The sequence below is a fragment of the Sphingorhabdus sp. EL138 genome, from assembly GCF_945862485.1.
In the GTDB taxonomy this organism is placed as follows: domain Bacteria; phylum Pseudomonadota; class Alphaproteobacteria; order Sphingomonadales; family Sphingomonadaceae; genus Sphingorhabdus_B.
This window is the reverse complement of record NZ_CAMAYF010000015.1, coordinates 15,766-30,432: the sequence shown is the minus strand read 5'-3', so window position 1 is coordinate 30,432 and position 14,667 is coordinate 15,766. Positions and strand designations below refer to the sequence as shown.

The 14,667-nt window shown below is 53.9% G+C and carries 11 protein-coding genes and 1 tRNA gene; 7 read left to right on the top strand and 5 right to left on the bottom strand.

Annotation, left to right across the window (positions count from 1 at the left end):
• The first annotated feature begins 48 nt into the window (after positions 1 to 48).
• The 3 genes from Q0O33_RS07435 (at position 49) to Q0O33_RS07425 (ending at position 5,758) form a co-directional block, all read left to right on the top strand.
• The gene (locus Q0O33_RS07435; protein WP_295497825.1) at positions 49 to 1,758 is read left to right on the top strand and encodes an amidohydrolase; all 1,710 of its coding nucleotides are present in this window, start codon (positions 49 to 51) and stop codon (positions 1,756 to 1,758) included.
• The gene (locus tag Q0O33_RS07430) at positions 1,758 to 2,774 is read left to right on the top strand and encodes an NADP-dependent oxidoreductase (RefSeq protein WP_295497823.1); all 1,017 of its coding nucleotides are present in this window, start codon (positions 1,758 to 1,760) and stop codon (positions 2,772 to 2,774) included. The genes Q0O33_RS07435 and Q0O33_RS07430 overlap by 1 nt, the downstream gene beginning before the upstream one ends.
• A 200-nt stretch (positions 2,775 to 2,974) precedes the next feature.
• Positions 2,975 to 5,758 carry a TonB-dependent receptor gene (locus Q0O33_RS07425; RefSeq protein WP_295497821.1) on the top strand — a complete coding sequence of 928 codons (2,784 nt, stop codon included), beginning with the start codon at positions 2,975 to 2,977 and terminating at the stop codon, positions 5,756 to 5,758.
• A 215-nt stretch (positions 5,759 to 5,973) separates the two neighbouring features.
• Here the strand turns inward: Q0O33_RS07425 and Q0O33_RS07420 are convergent, their stop codons facing one another.
• Together Q0O33_RS07420 and Q0O33_RS07415 are read right to left on the bottom strand one after the other, a co-directional pair.
• Complete coding sequence (locus Q0O33_RS07420) at positions 5,974 to 7,356, bottom strand: DEAD/DEAH box helicase (protein WP_295497819.1); 1,383 nt, start codon at positions 7,354 to 7,356, stop codon at positions 5,974 to 5,976.
• Between the two features lie 116 nt (positions 7,357 to 7,472).
• Complete coding sequence (locus tag Q0O33_RS07415; RefSeq protein WP_295497817.1) at positions 7,473 to 7,976, bottom strand: hypothetical protein; 504 nt, start codon at positions 7,974 to 7,976, stop codon at positions 7,473 to 7,475.
• Between the two features lie 102 nt (positions 7,977 to 8,078).
• Between Q0O33_RS07415 and Q0O33_RS07410 the strand changes: the two genes are divergently transcribed.
• Together Q0O33_RS07410 and Q0O33_RS07405 are read left to right on the top strand one after the other, a co-directional pair.
• Positions 8,079 to 9,506 carry an FAD-binding oxidoreductase gene (locus tag Q0O33_RS07410; protein ID WP_295497815.1) on the top strand — a complete coding sequence of 476 codons (1,428 nt, stop codon included), beginning with the start codon at positions 8,079 to 8,081 and terminating at the stop codon, positions 9,504 to 9,506.
• 66 nt (positions 9,507 to 9,572) lie between these two features.
• A complete protein-coding gene (locus tag Q0O33_RS07405; protein WP_295497813.1) occupies positions 9,573 to 10,352 on the top strand; it encodes a SapC family protein in 780 nt (259 codons plus the stop codon).
• A gap of 312 nt (positions 10,353 to 10,664) precedes the next feature.
• On the opposite strand, the gene Q0O33_RS07400 is transcribed toward Q0O33_RS07405, so the two are convergent.
• Entirely contained in the window at positions 10,665 to 11,534 is an 870-nt protein-coding gene (locus Q0O33_RS07400; protein ID WP_295497811.1) for an N-formylglutamate amidohydrolase, read from the bottom strand.
• A 297-nt stretch (positions 11,535 to 11,831) separates the two neighbouring features.
• Here Q0O33_RS07400 and Q0O33_RS07395 point away from each other — a divergent pair.
• Together Q0O33_RS07395 and Q0O33_RS07390 are read left to right on the top strand one after the other, a co-directional pair.
• Positions 11,832 to 11,906 (top strand) — tRNA-Val (locus tag Q0O33_RS07395).
• Positions 11,907 to 12,049: 143 nt separating this feature from the next.
• Positions 12,050 to 12,823, top strand: coding sequence for a thioesterase family protein (locus Q0O33_RS07390; protein ID WP_295497809.1), 774 nt, complete (start codon positions 12,050 to 12,052; stop codon positions 12,821 to 12,823).
• Here Q0O33_RS07390 and Q0O33_RS07385 read toward each other — a convergent pair.
• Both Q0O33_RS07385 and rlmN read right to left on the bottom strand, forming a co-directional pair.
• Positions 12,820 to 13,401 (bottom strand): septation protein IspZ, encoded by a 582-nt coding sequence (locus tag Q0O33_RS07385; protein WP_295497807.1) that lies wholly within the window; start codon positions 13,399 to 13,401, stop codon positions 12,820 to 12,822. The two genes, Q0O33_RS07390 and Q0O33_RS07385, sit on opposite strands and share 4 nt — an antisense overlap.
• 3 nt (positions 13,402 to 13,404) lie before the next feature.
• Positions 13,405 to 14,646, bottom strand: coding sequence for a 23S rRNA (adenine(2503)-C(2))-methyltransferase RlmN (rlmN, locus tag Q0O33_RS07380; protein ID WP_295497805.1), 1,242 nt, complete (start codon positions 14,644 to 14,646; stop codon positions 13,405 to 13,407).
• Positions 14,647 to 14,667: the final 21 nt, after the last annotated feature.

Here is a 14,667-nt window from a genome sequence, read left to right as displayed (position 1 = left end):
TCACTGGCGTTCTGTCTACAAGTCCCGTCCTCGTTCAAGGCCCCGTTCTTGTCAGACAAGAAATGGCTATTCTTGAAGTTATGCGCGATCGCCCTGTTCGCGAGTTCTGCTGCTTCGCCAGCTTTCGCCGACGGGCTTGTGGAAAATGTCAACGGCATTACGCTCGACAATGATGGCAAGGTCATCCGGTTTAACGCCATGCTAGTGGGCAGAGATGGTAAGGTAACGGAGCTCCTCACCAAAAAAGATAAGCTGCCCAAGCAGCTCGATTTCCGTTTGGACGGACGCGGTGCGACATTGTTACCGGGCCTAATTGACGCGCATGGTCATGTCATGGGCCTTGGTTTCCAATTACTAACGCTTGACCTTTCGGCCACGAATAGCCTTGCCGAAGCGCAGGCCGCGATAAAGGCTTATGCTTCGAAATATCCTGAACGGCGCTGGATTATCGGGCGTGGCTGGAACCAAGAAAAATGGGGCCTTGGCCGCTTTCCGACGGCACAAGACCTTAACGCGGCTGTCAGCGACCGTCCGGTTTGGCTCGAGCGCGTCGATGGCCATGCCGGTTGGGCTAACAGCCGCGCGATGGAAATCGCTGGCGTAAATGTCGCGTCAAAATCACCACCAGGCGGACGTATTGAGCTTATCAGCGGAAAACCAAGCGGCATATTTGTTGACGCCGCGGCGGAGTTGGTTGGCAAATTTGTGCCAATACCCAAGCCGCTGGAGCGCGATATTGCCTTGGGTGAGGCGCAGAAAAAGCTGCACAGCTTAGGTATCACCGCCATTGCCGACATGGGCACATCTATGGAGGACTGGCAAAGCTATCGCCGAGCGGGGGATGCTGGCTGGTTAACATTACGGATTTTCGCTTATGCGGGCGGTATTGATAACATGATAGCAATTGCGGGTCCGCGGCCAACCCCTTGGTTGTATAATGACAAGCTCCGGCTTGGTGGGGTAAAGCTCTATCTCGATGGAGCGTTAGGCAGCCGCGGGGCTTGGTTGAAAAAACCTTATGCCGATGCCGCTGGGCAAACGGGTCTTCAATTTTTGGCGAGCGCGGAAATCCGAAACCTTCTGGTGCGCGCATCTATGGACGGCTTCCAAACGGCCGTTCACGCCATCGGCGACGCCGCCAATGCGGAAGTCATCAGTGCCATCGAAGAATTATCCGAAACCTATAAGGGAGATCAACGCTGGCGGATTGAGCATGTCCAGATTGTTGATCCAGCGGATCTCCAAAAGCTTGGCAAGCAAGGAATTATTTCTTCAATGCAGCCCGTACACCAGACATCAGATCGTTTGATGGCTCAGGCACGGCTTGGGCCAGAACGGCTGAACGGTGCCTATGCATGGCAGTCAATTGCACGCGCCGGGGGTACACTCGCCTTTGGTTCCGACGTGCCGGTGGAATCGGCTGATCCCTTTGCTGGCCTTGCCGCCGCGATGACGCGCGAAGATGCCGAAGGCCAACCCTTTGGCGGCTGGCGCCCCGAAGAACGCGTTACGCGCGAACAGGCGCTTGCCGGTTTTACGACAGGCGCGGCATATGCTGCTTTTGCAGAAGGTAAGTTTGGTTCACTGACGCCTGGGCATTATGCCGACTTCATCTTGATTGATATCGACCCTTTGCTTGCAAGCCCTCGTGAATTGCGTAATGCAGTTGTTCAAGAAACATGGGTCGCGGGACGGCCCGTTTACAAAAATGCTGCAGCAAATGCTGCAAACGAAAAACCAAATGGAGAGACACGATAATGCGCGCATGGACATTGGCTAGCCGCCCGGTTGGGCTTCCGAACAGCAGCAATTTTGCCATTGTTGAACATCCAGACGCCCCCCTTGGCGCGGACGAGTTTCGCGTGACCAATGGATGGCTTTCGGTCGATCCCTATATGCGCGGACGCATGAATGATGCAAAAAGCTATGCAGATCCGTTCATGTTGGGCGAACCCATGACTGGCGGCGCAGTTGGCACCGTCACTGAAAGCAATAATGCAGAGTTCCCCGTTGGGGCGAGGGTGCTGCACATGGCCGGCTGGCGGGACTCTGTCGTCTTTGGCGGCGGCAAAACGCCTCCTGCAGGAATGCCGCCGGCGAAACTGCCTGACCTTGGCGTACCCGACCAGCATTGGCTCAGCATCATCGGAATGCCCGGCGGCACCGCATGGTTCGGCTTGTTAAAGGTTGCCGAGGCTAAGGCGGGTGAAGTGATCTTCGTGTCGGCTGCGGCGGGCGCGGTGGGCTCTACCGTCACGCAAATCGCTAAGGCCAAGGGCATGAAAGTGATAGGCTCGGCTGGCGGCGCTGACAAATGCGCTTGGGTGAAGGAGCTCGGTGCCGATGCTGTGATTGATTATAAATCCGGCAAGGTGCTGCCGCAATTGATGGCCGCACTGAAGGATATCGGCGAAGCTGGTATTGATGTGTATTTTGACAATGTCGGCGGTGAACATTTTGACGCCGCACTTGCGACGTCCAGCGAATGGGCGCGCTTTGCCATCTGCGGCATGATTGACGTCTATAATGACTTTAAGGCGCAACCGATGCAGTATCTGCCAATGATCATTGGCAAAAGGGTCATGATCAAAGGCTTTCTGTACCCTGATTTTTACGCGCAGGTGCCAGAGTTCAACGCCGACATGGCTGCCCTCATTCAATCTGGGGCGGTCAAGGGCCGCGAAACCGTGAAGAATGGGCTGGAAAAAACACCTGAAGCTTTCATCGGACTGTTCAGCGGCGAAAACACTGGCAAAATGTTAGTTAAGCTCTAACGCAAAATGCTGCGCAGCATCATGACGTGAAATCGTGAATGATTTTCACGGTGAAATGTCGCGGCTCGAGGCATCAATGCTGATATTGTTGCAATATTGACGCACCGGCAAATTTTCAAAGCGCATAGTGGTTTAGAGCAATGACATTCAAATGCCCTTTCGCTACTTTGTTAAACAATGTGTCCATTAGGAGAGAACAGATGTTACGACGTGACAATCCTTTTAACCTTGCCTTGAACTTGTCGGCCGCCTGCCTCGCACTTGTCATGCCCAGTCTGGCATTCGCGCAAGAAGCGTCTCAAGCCGAAGACACATCCGACGCTGAAATCGTTGTTACGGCGCAAGGCCGTAGCCAAGTGCTCTCCGACGTCCCTGTCGCAATTTCTGCTGTTAACGCGGAAACGCTGCAAAACAGTGGCGCCAACGACATTCGTCAGCTGAACCAAGTTGCGCCATCTTTGCTCGTGTCCTCAACCGGATCAGAAGCCAATGGCTCGGCCCGTATTCGCGGCATTGGCACCGTAGGCGATAACCCCGGTCTTGAAAGCTCGGTTCCGGTATTCATCGACGGCGTTTACCGTTCACGTTCGGGCATTGGCCTGAACGAGCTTGGCGAGATCGACCGCGTCGAAGTGCAGCGTGGTCCCCAGGGCACGCTGGGTGGACGTAACTCGTCGGCTGGTCTGATCAGCATTTATTCGAAAAAGCCAAGCTTCACCTTTGGTGGCAGCGGCGAGCTGACGTACGGCAATTATGACTTCATGCGCGCCGCGACAAGCTTTACTGGCCCGATTTCGGAGCAATTGGCGTTCCGTATTGACGGCGTATACGTCAAGCGTGACGGTTTCTACCGTGATGACCAAAATGGCCACGACATCAACAATCGTGACCGTTATTTTCTGCGTGGCCAGTTGCTGTTCGAACCAACAGACGCGTTGTCTGTTCGTTTGATTGGTGACTACACCTTCCGCACAGAAGAATGTTGCGCGGCAACCTATGTCGACCGGACCGTTAATCAATTTATTGGCGACCTGAACAATCCAAGCACGACAGGCGTAGCTTCAACAGCAACATCCAACAACATCATCAATGTATTGCGCGACTTGGGTCAGCCATTGGCCGCGTTCAACCAAGGCTTCGGCCGTAATGTGTCGGTTAGCCCGAACCGCGTCTTCTCCGGTGAAACCAAAGATTATGGTTTCTCCGGCCAAGTCGATTATGACTTTGGCGGTGCAACTTTGACATCGATTACGGCTTACCGCCAGTATCGTTCCGGTCAGGCGTCCGACACCGATTATGGTGAAGTCGACATTCTGTACCGTGCGCCAGGTGACGACGCCTATCGTCAGTTCCACACTTTTACGCAGGAACTACGTCTGCAGGGTGAGGCATTTGACGGCAAGCTTGACTGGTTGGTCGGCGGGTTCTTCGCCAACGAAAAACTGACTGTGCGCGACAATCTCCGCTTCGGTAACCAATATGGTCGCTTTGCAACATGCCGCATCATTTCGGGTGGCGGTTTGGCTGGGCTTTATTCGCCTACCAGCCCATCATGTGTGATCCCTGGCGTCGGTACCGCAACTATCGGTGGTGCATCGGGTATATCCGCTCCGGATATATTGGCGGCGTTTACGCGGCTTGATAACCTCAACAATCTGGGCACCACCAACGACCGTTATTTCCAGAACGGCACGAACTTCGCGGCATTCACGCACAGCATCCTGCACATTACCGATGCGCTCGATCTGACACTTGGCCTTCGCTACACCAGCGACAAGAAAAAGTTCAACGCGACCTTCGGCAATGACAACACAGCGTGTACAGCAGTCCAAGGCCTTGTGACCGACGATTTGGGCAACCCGCTCACAACCGCAACGGCACGTGCGCTTGCGGGCTCATTGATTGGTCTGGCTTGCCAAGGCAACTCGACAGCGGAACTGAACGGCGTCTCGATTAGCGACAAGCGCAGCGAAGATGAATTCACCGGCACCGCAATCCTCTCCTGGAAAGCAACTGACGATCTGCTGGTCTACGGCAGTTTTGCACGTGGCTATAAGGCTGGTGGTTTCAACCTCGACCGTTCTGCGCTTAAGTCACCAATTGGCACATTTGCAGCATCCGGTGGCGCGCAGGCGTTGACGGGCAGGCTCCAATTCGACCCCGAACTGGTGGACAGCTATGAACTAGGTGCGAAATTCTCCAACGGTCCATTTGGCCTGAGTGTTTCTGCCTTCCGTTCGGACTTCAGCAATTTCCAGCTGAATACATTCAACGGCACCGTGTTCCTTGTTCAATCGATCAACGGTTGCGGCACGGATTTGGGTGGTGCCGACCGTGACCAAAACTTGTCCGCAGCCGGAACCAACTTCAATGCAGCAGCGGCAACAACGGGTGCCTGTGCGGCAAGCGATGTCGGCTACGGTGTTCGCGCACAAGGCGTCGAGCTTGAAGCATCCTTGGTGCCCGCACGTAACTTCCGCATGGCTGCAGGTCTGACATATGCAAAAACGAGCTACCGTGACAATCTGGTCGGCAGCAAAACCGGTGCACCTCTTGACCCCGCGCTGCGTAAGTTGCCAGGTGACAATTTGTCGAACGCACCTGAATTCGTTGCCACCTCAAGTGTCACATGGACGCCGGACATTGGCAGCAACGGCATGAGCGGTCTGGTGTACATCGACGGTCGTATGACCAGCGATTACAACACCGGTTCCGACCTGTTCCCGCAGAAGGAGCAAGACGGTTTCGCCGTATTCAACGCACGTATTGGTCTGCGCGGTCCTGATGAATCCTGGGGCATTGAGCTTTGGGGCCAGAACATCTTCAATCAGGATTATGCCCAGGTTGCCTTCAACTCGCCATTCCAGGCGGGTGCAACTTCAGCACCATTTGTAGATCCACAATATCCAGGTGGCCGCCAGCTGATGTCCCAATTCCTTGCAGAACCCCGGACTTATGGCATCACAGTGCGCGGTAAGTTCTAGGAACTTCGCTAACTTAAATGAAAAAGGGCTCGCAGCGATGCGAGCCCTTTCTTTATGGATTGAAGACAAAGTAACTGTTCTTGGAATTTATCGTCATCCTGAACTTGTTTCAGGATAACAGGCTAGGTTGATGCTTTATCCTGAAACAAGTTCAGGATGACGATAGAAATATCATATTGAAAAATTGCGCCTAATCCCGCCGTATGCAGGGCAGCTTAACTGCCAAAACCCACGCTCAAGAAACCCGGCCTCGGCCCATTCCAGCCATCATCACCTGCTGCCCCGTTCGACTGATCTGGCTTAACCGTTTCAGCTTTAGACGCTTGCTTTTCACGTGCTGGTTTGGCCACAGCTTTCTCACGCACTGGCTCTGGCGCTTCGGCCGCTGCCTTAGGCGTGTCAGACTGCGCTTCCTTGGCCTTAGCCGAAGATGTTCGGCTTCCCCGCTTTGCAGGCGCACGCTCTTCGTCTACCACTGGCGCTTCAATCTTACCAAGCCGCTCGATCTTATTACCGATCAGCTTCTCGATGCTTTCAATAGCTTCTTGGTCGGCCTTCGTGACAAAAGTGAACGCTTTACCCTTGGCACCGGCGCGTCCTGTGCGGCCAATGCGGTGGACATAGTCATCTGGATGCCATGGCGCATCGAAGTTGAACACATGGCTAACGCCCTTTACATCAAGCCCGCGTGCAGCGACATCGGATGCCACCAGCAGGTCAATGTCACCATTCTTAAACGCTTCCAGTTGCTTTTGGCGCGACGCTTGGTCGATGTCGCCGTGAATTTCGCCGGAACGAAAGCCATGACGTTGAAGGCTGGTGTTCAATTCGCGCACCGTTGTCTTGCGGTTGCAGAAGATGATCGCGTTCGACACTGTTTCGGTGCGCAGAAGGTCGCGCAACACGTCGCGCTTTTTCATCTGGGTTACGTTAACCAAAAACTGTTCGATGTTGACGTTGGCGGTCGCGGGACGGGCAACTTCAATATATTTAGGATTAGACAAAAACTTGTCCGCCAGCTTTTTAATAGGTGGCGGCATCGTTGCCGAAAACAACAATGTCTGGCGCGTTGTTGGCAATTTTGTGCAGATATGTTCAATGTCGGGAATGAAGCCCATGTCGAGCATACGGTCCGCCTCATCGATGACGAGCATTTCACAGCCAGTCAGCAAAATCTTGCCGCGCTCAAACAAGTCCATCAACCGGCCGGGGGTAGCGATCAGCACGTCAACGCCCTTTTCAAGCGCCTTGACCTGATCCCCCATTTGCACGCCGCCAATCAGAAGCGCCATGGACAGCTTATGATATTTGCCGTATTTTTCAAAATTCTCTGCTACTTGCGCGGCCAGTTCGCGTGTTGGTTCCAATATGAGGCTACGCGGCATCCGCGCGCGCGCGCGGCCATTCGCGAGCACGTCAATCATTGGAAGAACGAAGCTTGCTGTCTTGCCTGTACCTGTTTGGGCGATGGCGATAATGTCGCGCATCATCTGGACTTGCGGAATAGCTGCCGCCTGAATTGGTGTCGGCGCATCATAGCCAGCCTCGCTCAAGGCTCTTAACAACTCGTCAGACAGGCCGATATCGGCAAAACGCATATGGTGTTCCGGAAAAAAGATGGCACAGCGCCACCAAAGACAAGTTCATGGAGACGAGCGTGGGCATTGGTCGCTGCCGCACGAAATGTCAAGATACATGCCCGATGGCGCTGGTGCTAGCGCGGGATCAGCAACCTGAATTTGTCGATATCACATTTGGCACCAGTGCGTGCATGCAAAAGATCGCGATTGACGCATAACTTGCCGTCATACGACCGCTCCATATAGGCCCCCGCGTAGAATTCGCGTGCGAGGCAGCCGTCCCCCAGATACGCGCGAATGAGAATGCCGTCCCGCGTCACCAAATCCAGACTGCGGTCAGGGCCGGGGCGCGAACCACCGAGCCTGTTGACTAACAAGCATTTGCCGATCTTTTTTTCCTTATACCTGATATTACCAACGGACTGACGCTGCGTACCCATAGTTGCTGGAATTGAACCCGGGGCAGGAAATCTAACAATGACACGTTGGTCGAAACGTACCTGACGAAAGTCGGTCTGTAACCCCAGCAATGGCGTGAACGAACGATCAATCGCAGCGCCCTTAAAATGCGCCGATGCCGCAGGCGACAAATTAGTCCATACAACCGCAAAAAGGATGATTACCAATAGTGCGCGCAAGAAACATTCCGGTATGAAGTTGAAGTTCGGATCGCTTTACCCGATAAGGTTGAACATATCATGAATTGCAAGCCAGGACCGTTGAGGACAATGGAAAACACTGTGCCAGATGTAAAGATTTTATCGGAATTTCGTGCCATATTGGGACCGAAGGGCTATTCGGACGAAACCGACGTGATTGCACCTTGGCTGACCGATTGGCGCGGTCGATTTACAGGAGCCGCGCCCGCCCTGCTTTCACCAGCTAACACGGACGAAGTTGCCGCCGTGGTGAAACTGGCGGCCAAGCACCGGATTTCTCTGGTTCCACAAGGCGGTAATAGCGGGATGGTCGCTGGCGCAACGCCCGATAAGAGCGGTCAGCAGGTAATCTTGTCACTGCGGCGGATGAACAATATCAGCGTGATTGACGCTAATGCTGGGCTGATATGCTGTGATGCGGGGGTCATTTTGCAGAATCTACACGAAGCCGCAGCAGCGGTTGGAAGACGCTTTCCGCTTACCCTGGGCGGAAAAGGTTCTGCCACCGTTGGTGGTTTGATTTCGACCAACGCTGGCGGAACGCAAGTGCTCCGCCACGGCACGATGCGGATGCTCGTCGCCGGCCTTGAGGCAGTCTTACCCGATGGATCCATCTATGACGCGATGGCACCGTTGAAAAAAGACAATCGCGGCTATGATCTAAAACAACTGCTGATTGGCGCAGAGGGAACGATTGGTATCGTCACCAAGGCCGTCTTACACACGGTCCCGGCCCTGATAGATCGCTGCGTCGCGTGGGCCGGTATTGACAGCCCTGCCCAAGCATATGACTTGCTGTTGTTCATGCAACGGCACGGCCGGGAACGCTTGGAAGGGTTTGAAATTCTGCCGCAGCGCGCCCTAAATGCGGTGACAACCCATATCGCCGGAACGCGGCGGCCGCTGGATACTGAGCATCGCTGGCACGTGCTGATGGAATTTGTGCAGGATGATCCAGGGCAGTTGTACCCCGGCGAACTGGCGACACATTTGTTGGAAAAGGCCATGCATGAAAATCTGCTCGGCAACGCAACCATTGCGCGTAACGAAGTGCAAGCCGAAGCATTCTGGAAAATCCGCGATTCCATTGCCGAGGCCGAGCGCGCGGCCGGGCCTGCATTGCAACATGATATCAGCGTCCCCGTGTCGGCGATGGCCCGTTTCATTGAGGATGAATCGCCTGTGATCGAAAGCACCTATCCAGGTACCAAAACGCTTGCCTTTGGGCATTTGGGCGACGGGAACATCCATTTTCATGTCAAGGCCCCGGATGGCGTTGACGTGGCCTCTTGGTATGCGGGCGACGGCAAAGCGATTACGTCGCATGTTTACGACCGCGTGCGCGCTTATGGTGGGTCGCTTTCTGCCGAACATGGTATTGGACAGGCTAAAATCGCGGAGTTCGAACGCCTAGCAGACCCAGCGCGGCTTGCCGCATTGCGGGCCATCAAAAATGCTTTCGATCCGCTAGGGATAATGAACCCCGGCAAGCTTGTTCCGCTTGCGTAAACGCGGGCATCCGCTTAAACGGCGCGTTCAAAAATTTTTTAATATAATTCAACGATGGAGTTACATATGGCCACCGCGCCCCAAGCCGCCAACCTCCCGCTATTGTACAACGACCTCGTGCCGTTGAACAGCAACGATCATGTTACGTGGAAGTCACGCATGCTCGAAAACGCTAAATTTCTTGAGGGCCAACATGCCATTCCGTTGACGATTGAAGAATTTGTGCCAGCGTCGCGTACCTATCCAATCATCTTCTCCGCATCGGAAAACCCAGTGCCACTCGTTTTGATGGGCATGAATGAAGGCGTGAACACTTTCATGAATGACGAAGGGCATTTTGAACGCCCCGTTTACATCCCTGCATATGTCCGCCGCTATCCCTTCCTACTTGCAAAACTGCGTCCGGACACCGACGAACTGTCGTTGTGCTTTGATCCAACTTCCGGTGCGGTTGGTGAATTTGAAGAAGGCCAGCCTTTGTTTGAAGACGGCCAACCAAGCGAGAACACTAAGGCGATTTTGAAGTTCTGCGAAGACTTTGAAAATGCTGGCGCGCAAACGCACGCCTTTGTTGAGGAAATCCAGAAGCTCGACCTCCTCATGGATGGCGAAGTGTCTATTCAGCAAGAAGGTCAGGAGCAGCCCTTCATCTATCGTGGCTTTAAGATGGTCGATGAAAATAAATTGCGCGAGCTTCGCGGTGATACCGTGCGCAAGTTGAACCAAAACGGTATTCTTGCGCTGATCCATGCACATTTATTCTCTTTGCAATTAATGCGCGAAATCTTTGCAGTTCAGGTCGCACAAGGTAAGGTGCCGCAAGTGACGGAACTGCCTTCTAATTAAGTCAAACGAATGCTTCATGCCGTCACGCCACCTATTTGGGGGAAATGACGGCATGGGCTAGCTGCCCTATGCGTCTAAAGTCTGATGATAGTCATACCCTAGCGGGTGATCCACCATTCCTCGCAACCATCGGGCGGCTGGTCGGCAAACTGCACTTGTTTTCGACGAGAGTCTTGAAACCGTAATGCCATAACCCCATCCTTAGGCATGGATGGAATCAACCCCTCCCGTTTCCGTCCACCGATGCCTGTGAGGGCATCAACTCCCTGAACCTAGGCCACCCCGGAACCCTCCGGGGTGGTTTTTTTATGATCATTCCGCGGCAATCAAGGTAGCGGAACCCAAAGCTTCGTCGACAAGCGCCGAAACTAGATTAGAAATCAAGGCGTTTATGCGGTCAAAACCAACGCCAGGATAGCGCAAATCGGAATCGAGATACAGTGACCGGTCGACTTCCAACTGAATGGCGTGGATGTTCGACCCAGGCCGTGCATGGCGGCGGAGTATATAGGCGCCAGCATAAGGATGGTTCAACGCAGCGTTAAACCCTTGGGCGCGCAACCGCGCCATTAACAACTCGGCATATCGCGACGCTGCACTTTTGCCAAAACGGTCACCAATGACAAATTGCGGCGCTGGTAAAGACGTTCCGCCACGGATTGGCGGCATGCTGTGCAGGTCAAGCAATATAGCAACGCCAAACTGCCGTCGCATCTGTTCAAGCACATCTGCAACTGCTTCATGATAGGGTCGGTGGAATGACAATATGCGATGCTCCACCTCACCCAAGGTAAATTGCCGTTTCCACAATTCCCCCTCGCCTAACAATCTTCGGGGAATCAGGCCAAGACCGCCGCGTTGTTTGATCCCTGGTGCGGGATAATCGCTTCGCAGCGCCCCTTGCACCATTTCTGTGTCAATGTCCTGCTCGTCGCGGTTCAAATCAATCCACGCCCGCGCCCGGTGCGCCATGATCACAGGATATCCCAACTGGACACAGCGCCGCGTCAACATGTCAGCATATCTGTCCTCAAGACGCAGTAGGACCGCTGGCGGCAGCCTTAATGCATCCAACAGCTCCGATGGATAGTCACGCCCGGCATGCGGCACGGACAGCAGGACAGGCACGGATGGTGTATCCGTGCCCCATCTTGCGAATCCATCTATGTCCGTTGGTGCCATGTGTCCCTTTAACTTCTGATGTGCATAATTGGCAAATTCTCAGCAAAATGGGGAATAAACTCTGCGATTATGCAGACGTTGGAACGTAGCGATTGCCTTGTTTTGGGGGTGTTAGAACCAGCCAAGATCCGAACTTTTTGCTGAGTTCCACAGGCCGTGCGTCAAAGTCCTGCCCAAACCCTCTCTATCTCAAGGGTCTTGTTCTCGACGTCGAACGCTTGCTTGCAAAGGAAAGTTTCGGTGAACTGAAATAGGCTTGAATGATAAGGCAAGCCCAGCTAGAGGCTGCCGCAGCGTGGGCGTATAGCTCAGTGGTAGAGCACTGTGTTGACATCGCAGGGGTCGCAAGTTCAATCCTTGCTACGCCCACCATTTTTTCCTTTGCGATGTCTTCTTTGATGATTTTTCGAAGCTTCAGCACCTCATTAGCTCCAGCTTAGCAGTGGATACCCCCTTACCGATCCAGTTTTCTTGCGCGGGTTGCGGCTTTTATTTTCCCTCGCTAAGTCATCAAAATGAACCTCGCATCGCTTCTTGCCCAGTTTACGCTTGGCGCCACGACCCACAAAATCTCCATTCCGCCGACATGGCATCAAGGGCGCACATCCTATGGCGGTCTGAGTTCCGTGCTGGCCTATCAGGCAGCTAAGTTCACAGCTGATGACCTTCCCCCTCTGCAATCCGTCCAGATCGCGTTTGTTGGGCCTTTGGCGGGCGAAATAGAGGTCAGTGCACATATCCTGCGGCGCGGCAAGAACACCGCCTTCATTCAGGCGGAAATATCCGGCGCAGACGGCGTAGGCCTAACATGCAATTTCATTTTCATGAACCGCAGGCAAAGCCATTTGGATTATAAGAATATCCCGGCTCGAGATTTCCCGCCAATTCCTGAACTGGACAACGTGCGCAGTGGCCCACCGGAGTTTTTCACGGGTCATATGCAATACCCAGACAAACGGCTGGAGCTTGGGATGGCGACCAATCGGCTCGCAAGCTGGCATCGGCTGACCGAGCATCAAGGGCTGGACCCAATTGCAGAACTTATCTGCATCGGTGATGCCCTGCCGCCGTCGGCGATGGGGCTCATGACCGAAAAGGGCATGGTGAGCTCCATGAATTGGCAGATCAATATGTTGACCGATGCGCCAACCACCGAAAATGGCTGGTGGTATCTATGCAGTGAAACGCACCACGCCGCCAACGGCGCAAGCAGCCAGTATATGACAGTCTGGAATAGCCGGGGTGAAGCGGTGCTTACGGGTATGCAATCGGTCGCAATCTTCGCTTAAACAGTTGGCTTTGCCCGAACATAGCGCATGGCCAATACTACAAGAGCCATAACGATGAATTGATCAATAAAAGTTTTGTAAAACAGCCAATTGTCAGTGGTCAGCAACTTTGCAGCGCCATAATTTAATGCCGCCATGATCAGACCTATGATGCCCATGACGATAGCAAAGCGGCCCGCATGGATATCCGAATATGGCATATAGCGCGCCAAACCTTTGCCGATATATGGCCCACCACGCACGCCATCAATGATAAAGAAGCTGGCAGCAATCAGGCCCGTAATCGTCCCGCGTTGCTTAATCCATTCATCATCATTTAACCAGACTGCAAGGCCCGCAGAAATGCAGAGCATCAGGATGCCAAACAACGCGAGGCCGCCCGTAACATCGATTTTTGTGATGCGTTGGAACGTGACAAGGCCAAATCCGACGACAACGCCAACCAAGGCGGCAGTCTGTAAATCAGACATTTTGGCTATGACGTAGAATAACAAACCCGTGGCGACGTCGATGGCAAATGGCAGGCGGTTGTGGCGTGCAAAAACACCGCTGTTCACTTCTGTGCCTTGCGCGACCATGCCTTAACCTAACGCCGCCTGTTTCTCTTCGGCAAGGCGATCAAGCTCAGCGCGGCTTTTCTTCTCGCTAGAGGATTTCAACTGCCCGCATGCCGCCATGATATCGCGGCCACGGGGCGTGCGGATAGGCGCGCTGATGCCGGCTTCAAAGATGATACTAGAAAAACGCTTAATCCGTTCGGGTTCAGAACATGCATAGTCTGCGCCGGGCCATGGATTGAAGGGGATCAGGTTGACCTTGGCCGGAAGCTTATACTGACGAATGAGGCTGACTAGCTCGCGCGCATCCTCATCGCTGTCATTCTTGTCCTTCAACATCACATATTCGAACGTAATCCGCCGCGCGTTGCTGATACCGGGATAGTCTGCGCAAGCGCGGAGCAGTTCATCAATGCCATATTTGCGGTTCAAGGGCACCAGTTCGTCACGCACCTCTTTAACCACCGCATGTAGCGATACCGCGAGATTGACGTTAATCTCCTCGCCTGCACGCGCCATCATGGGCACGACACCCGACGTCGAAAGCGTGATACGGCGGCGCGACAGGCCAAGGCCATCGCCATGCATGACAATCTTCATCGCGTCGCGGACATTGTCAAAATTATAGAGCGGTTCACCCATGCCCATGAGGACAATGTTGGTCAGCATTCGGCCATCGGCAGTGTAATGCCCAACATCGTCGTCGTCATCTTCATCTGCCGATGCAAAGGCCATATTGCCCTTTGGCCATTCGCCCAACGCATCGCGTGCCAGCATAACCTGGCCGACGATTTCACCAGGCGTCAAGTTACGTACCAGCCGCATCGTGCCGGTGTGGCAGAAACGGCAGTTAAGCGTGCAACCGACTTGGCTTGAAATGCACAAAGTCCCGCGATCCGCATCGGGGATGAACACCATTTCATAATCCTGCGCATCGTCAGTGCGCAAAAGCCATTTGCGCGTGCCGTCGGATGATACTTGCGCCTCGACCACTTCAGGCCGGCCAATGACAAAGCGATCAGCAAGCCAAGGTCGCATGGTTTTGGCAATGTCCGTCATCGCCTCAAAATCGGTGACGCCGCGGTGATAAATCCAATGGAAAACCTGCTTGGAACGCAGCTTCGCCGCTTTTTGGTCCAATTGCGATTCTTCGAACAGTTGCCGGATTTGCAAATGGCTCAACCCCATGAGGTCAATACGTCCATCGCTGCGCGGCGTAATGGCACGCGGGGTGACTACGGGGTCAATAAGGCCAGGAATCTGCATGATAGCCGCGCCTATAATTAT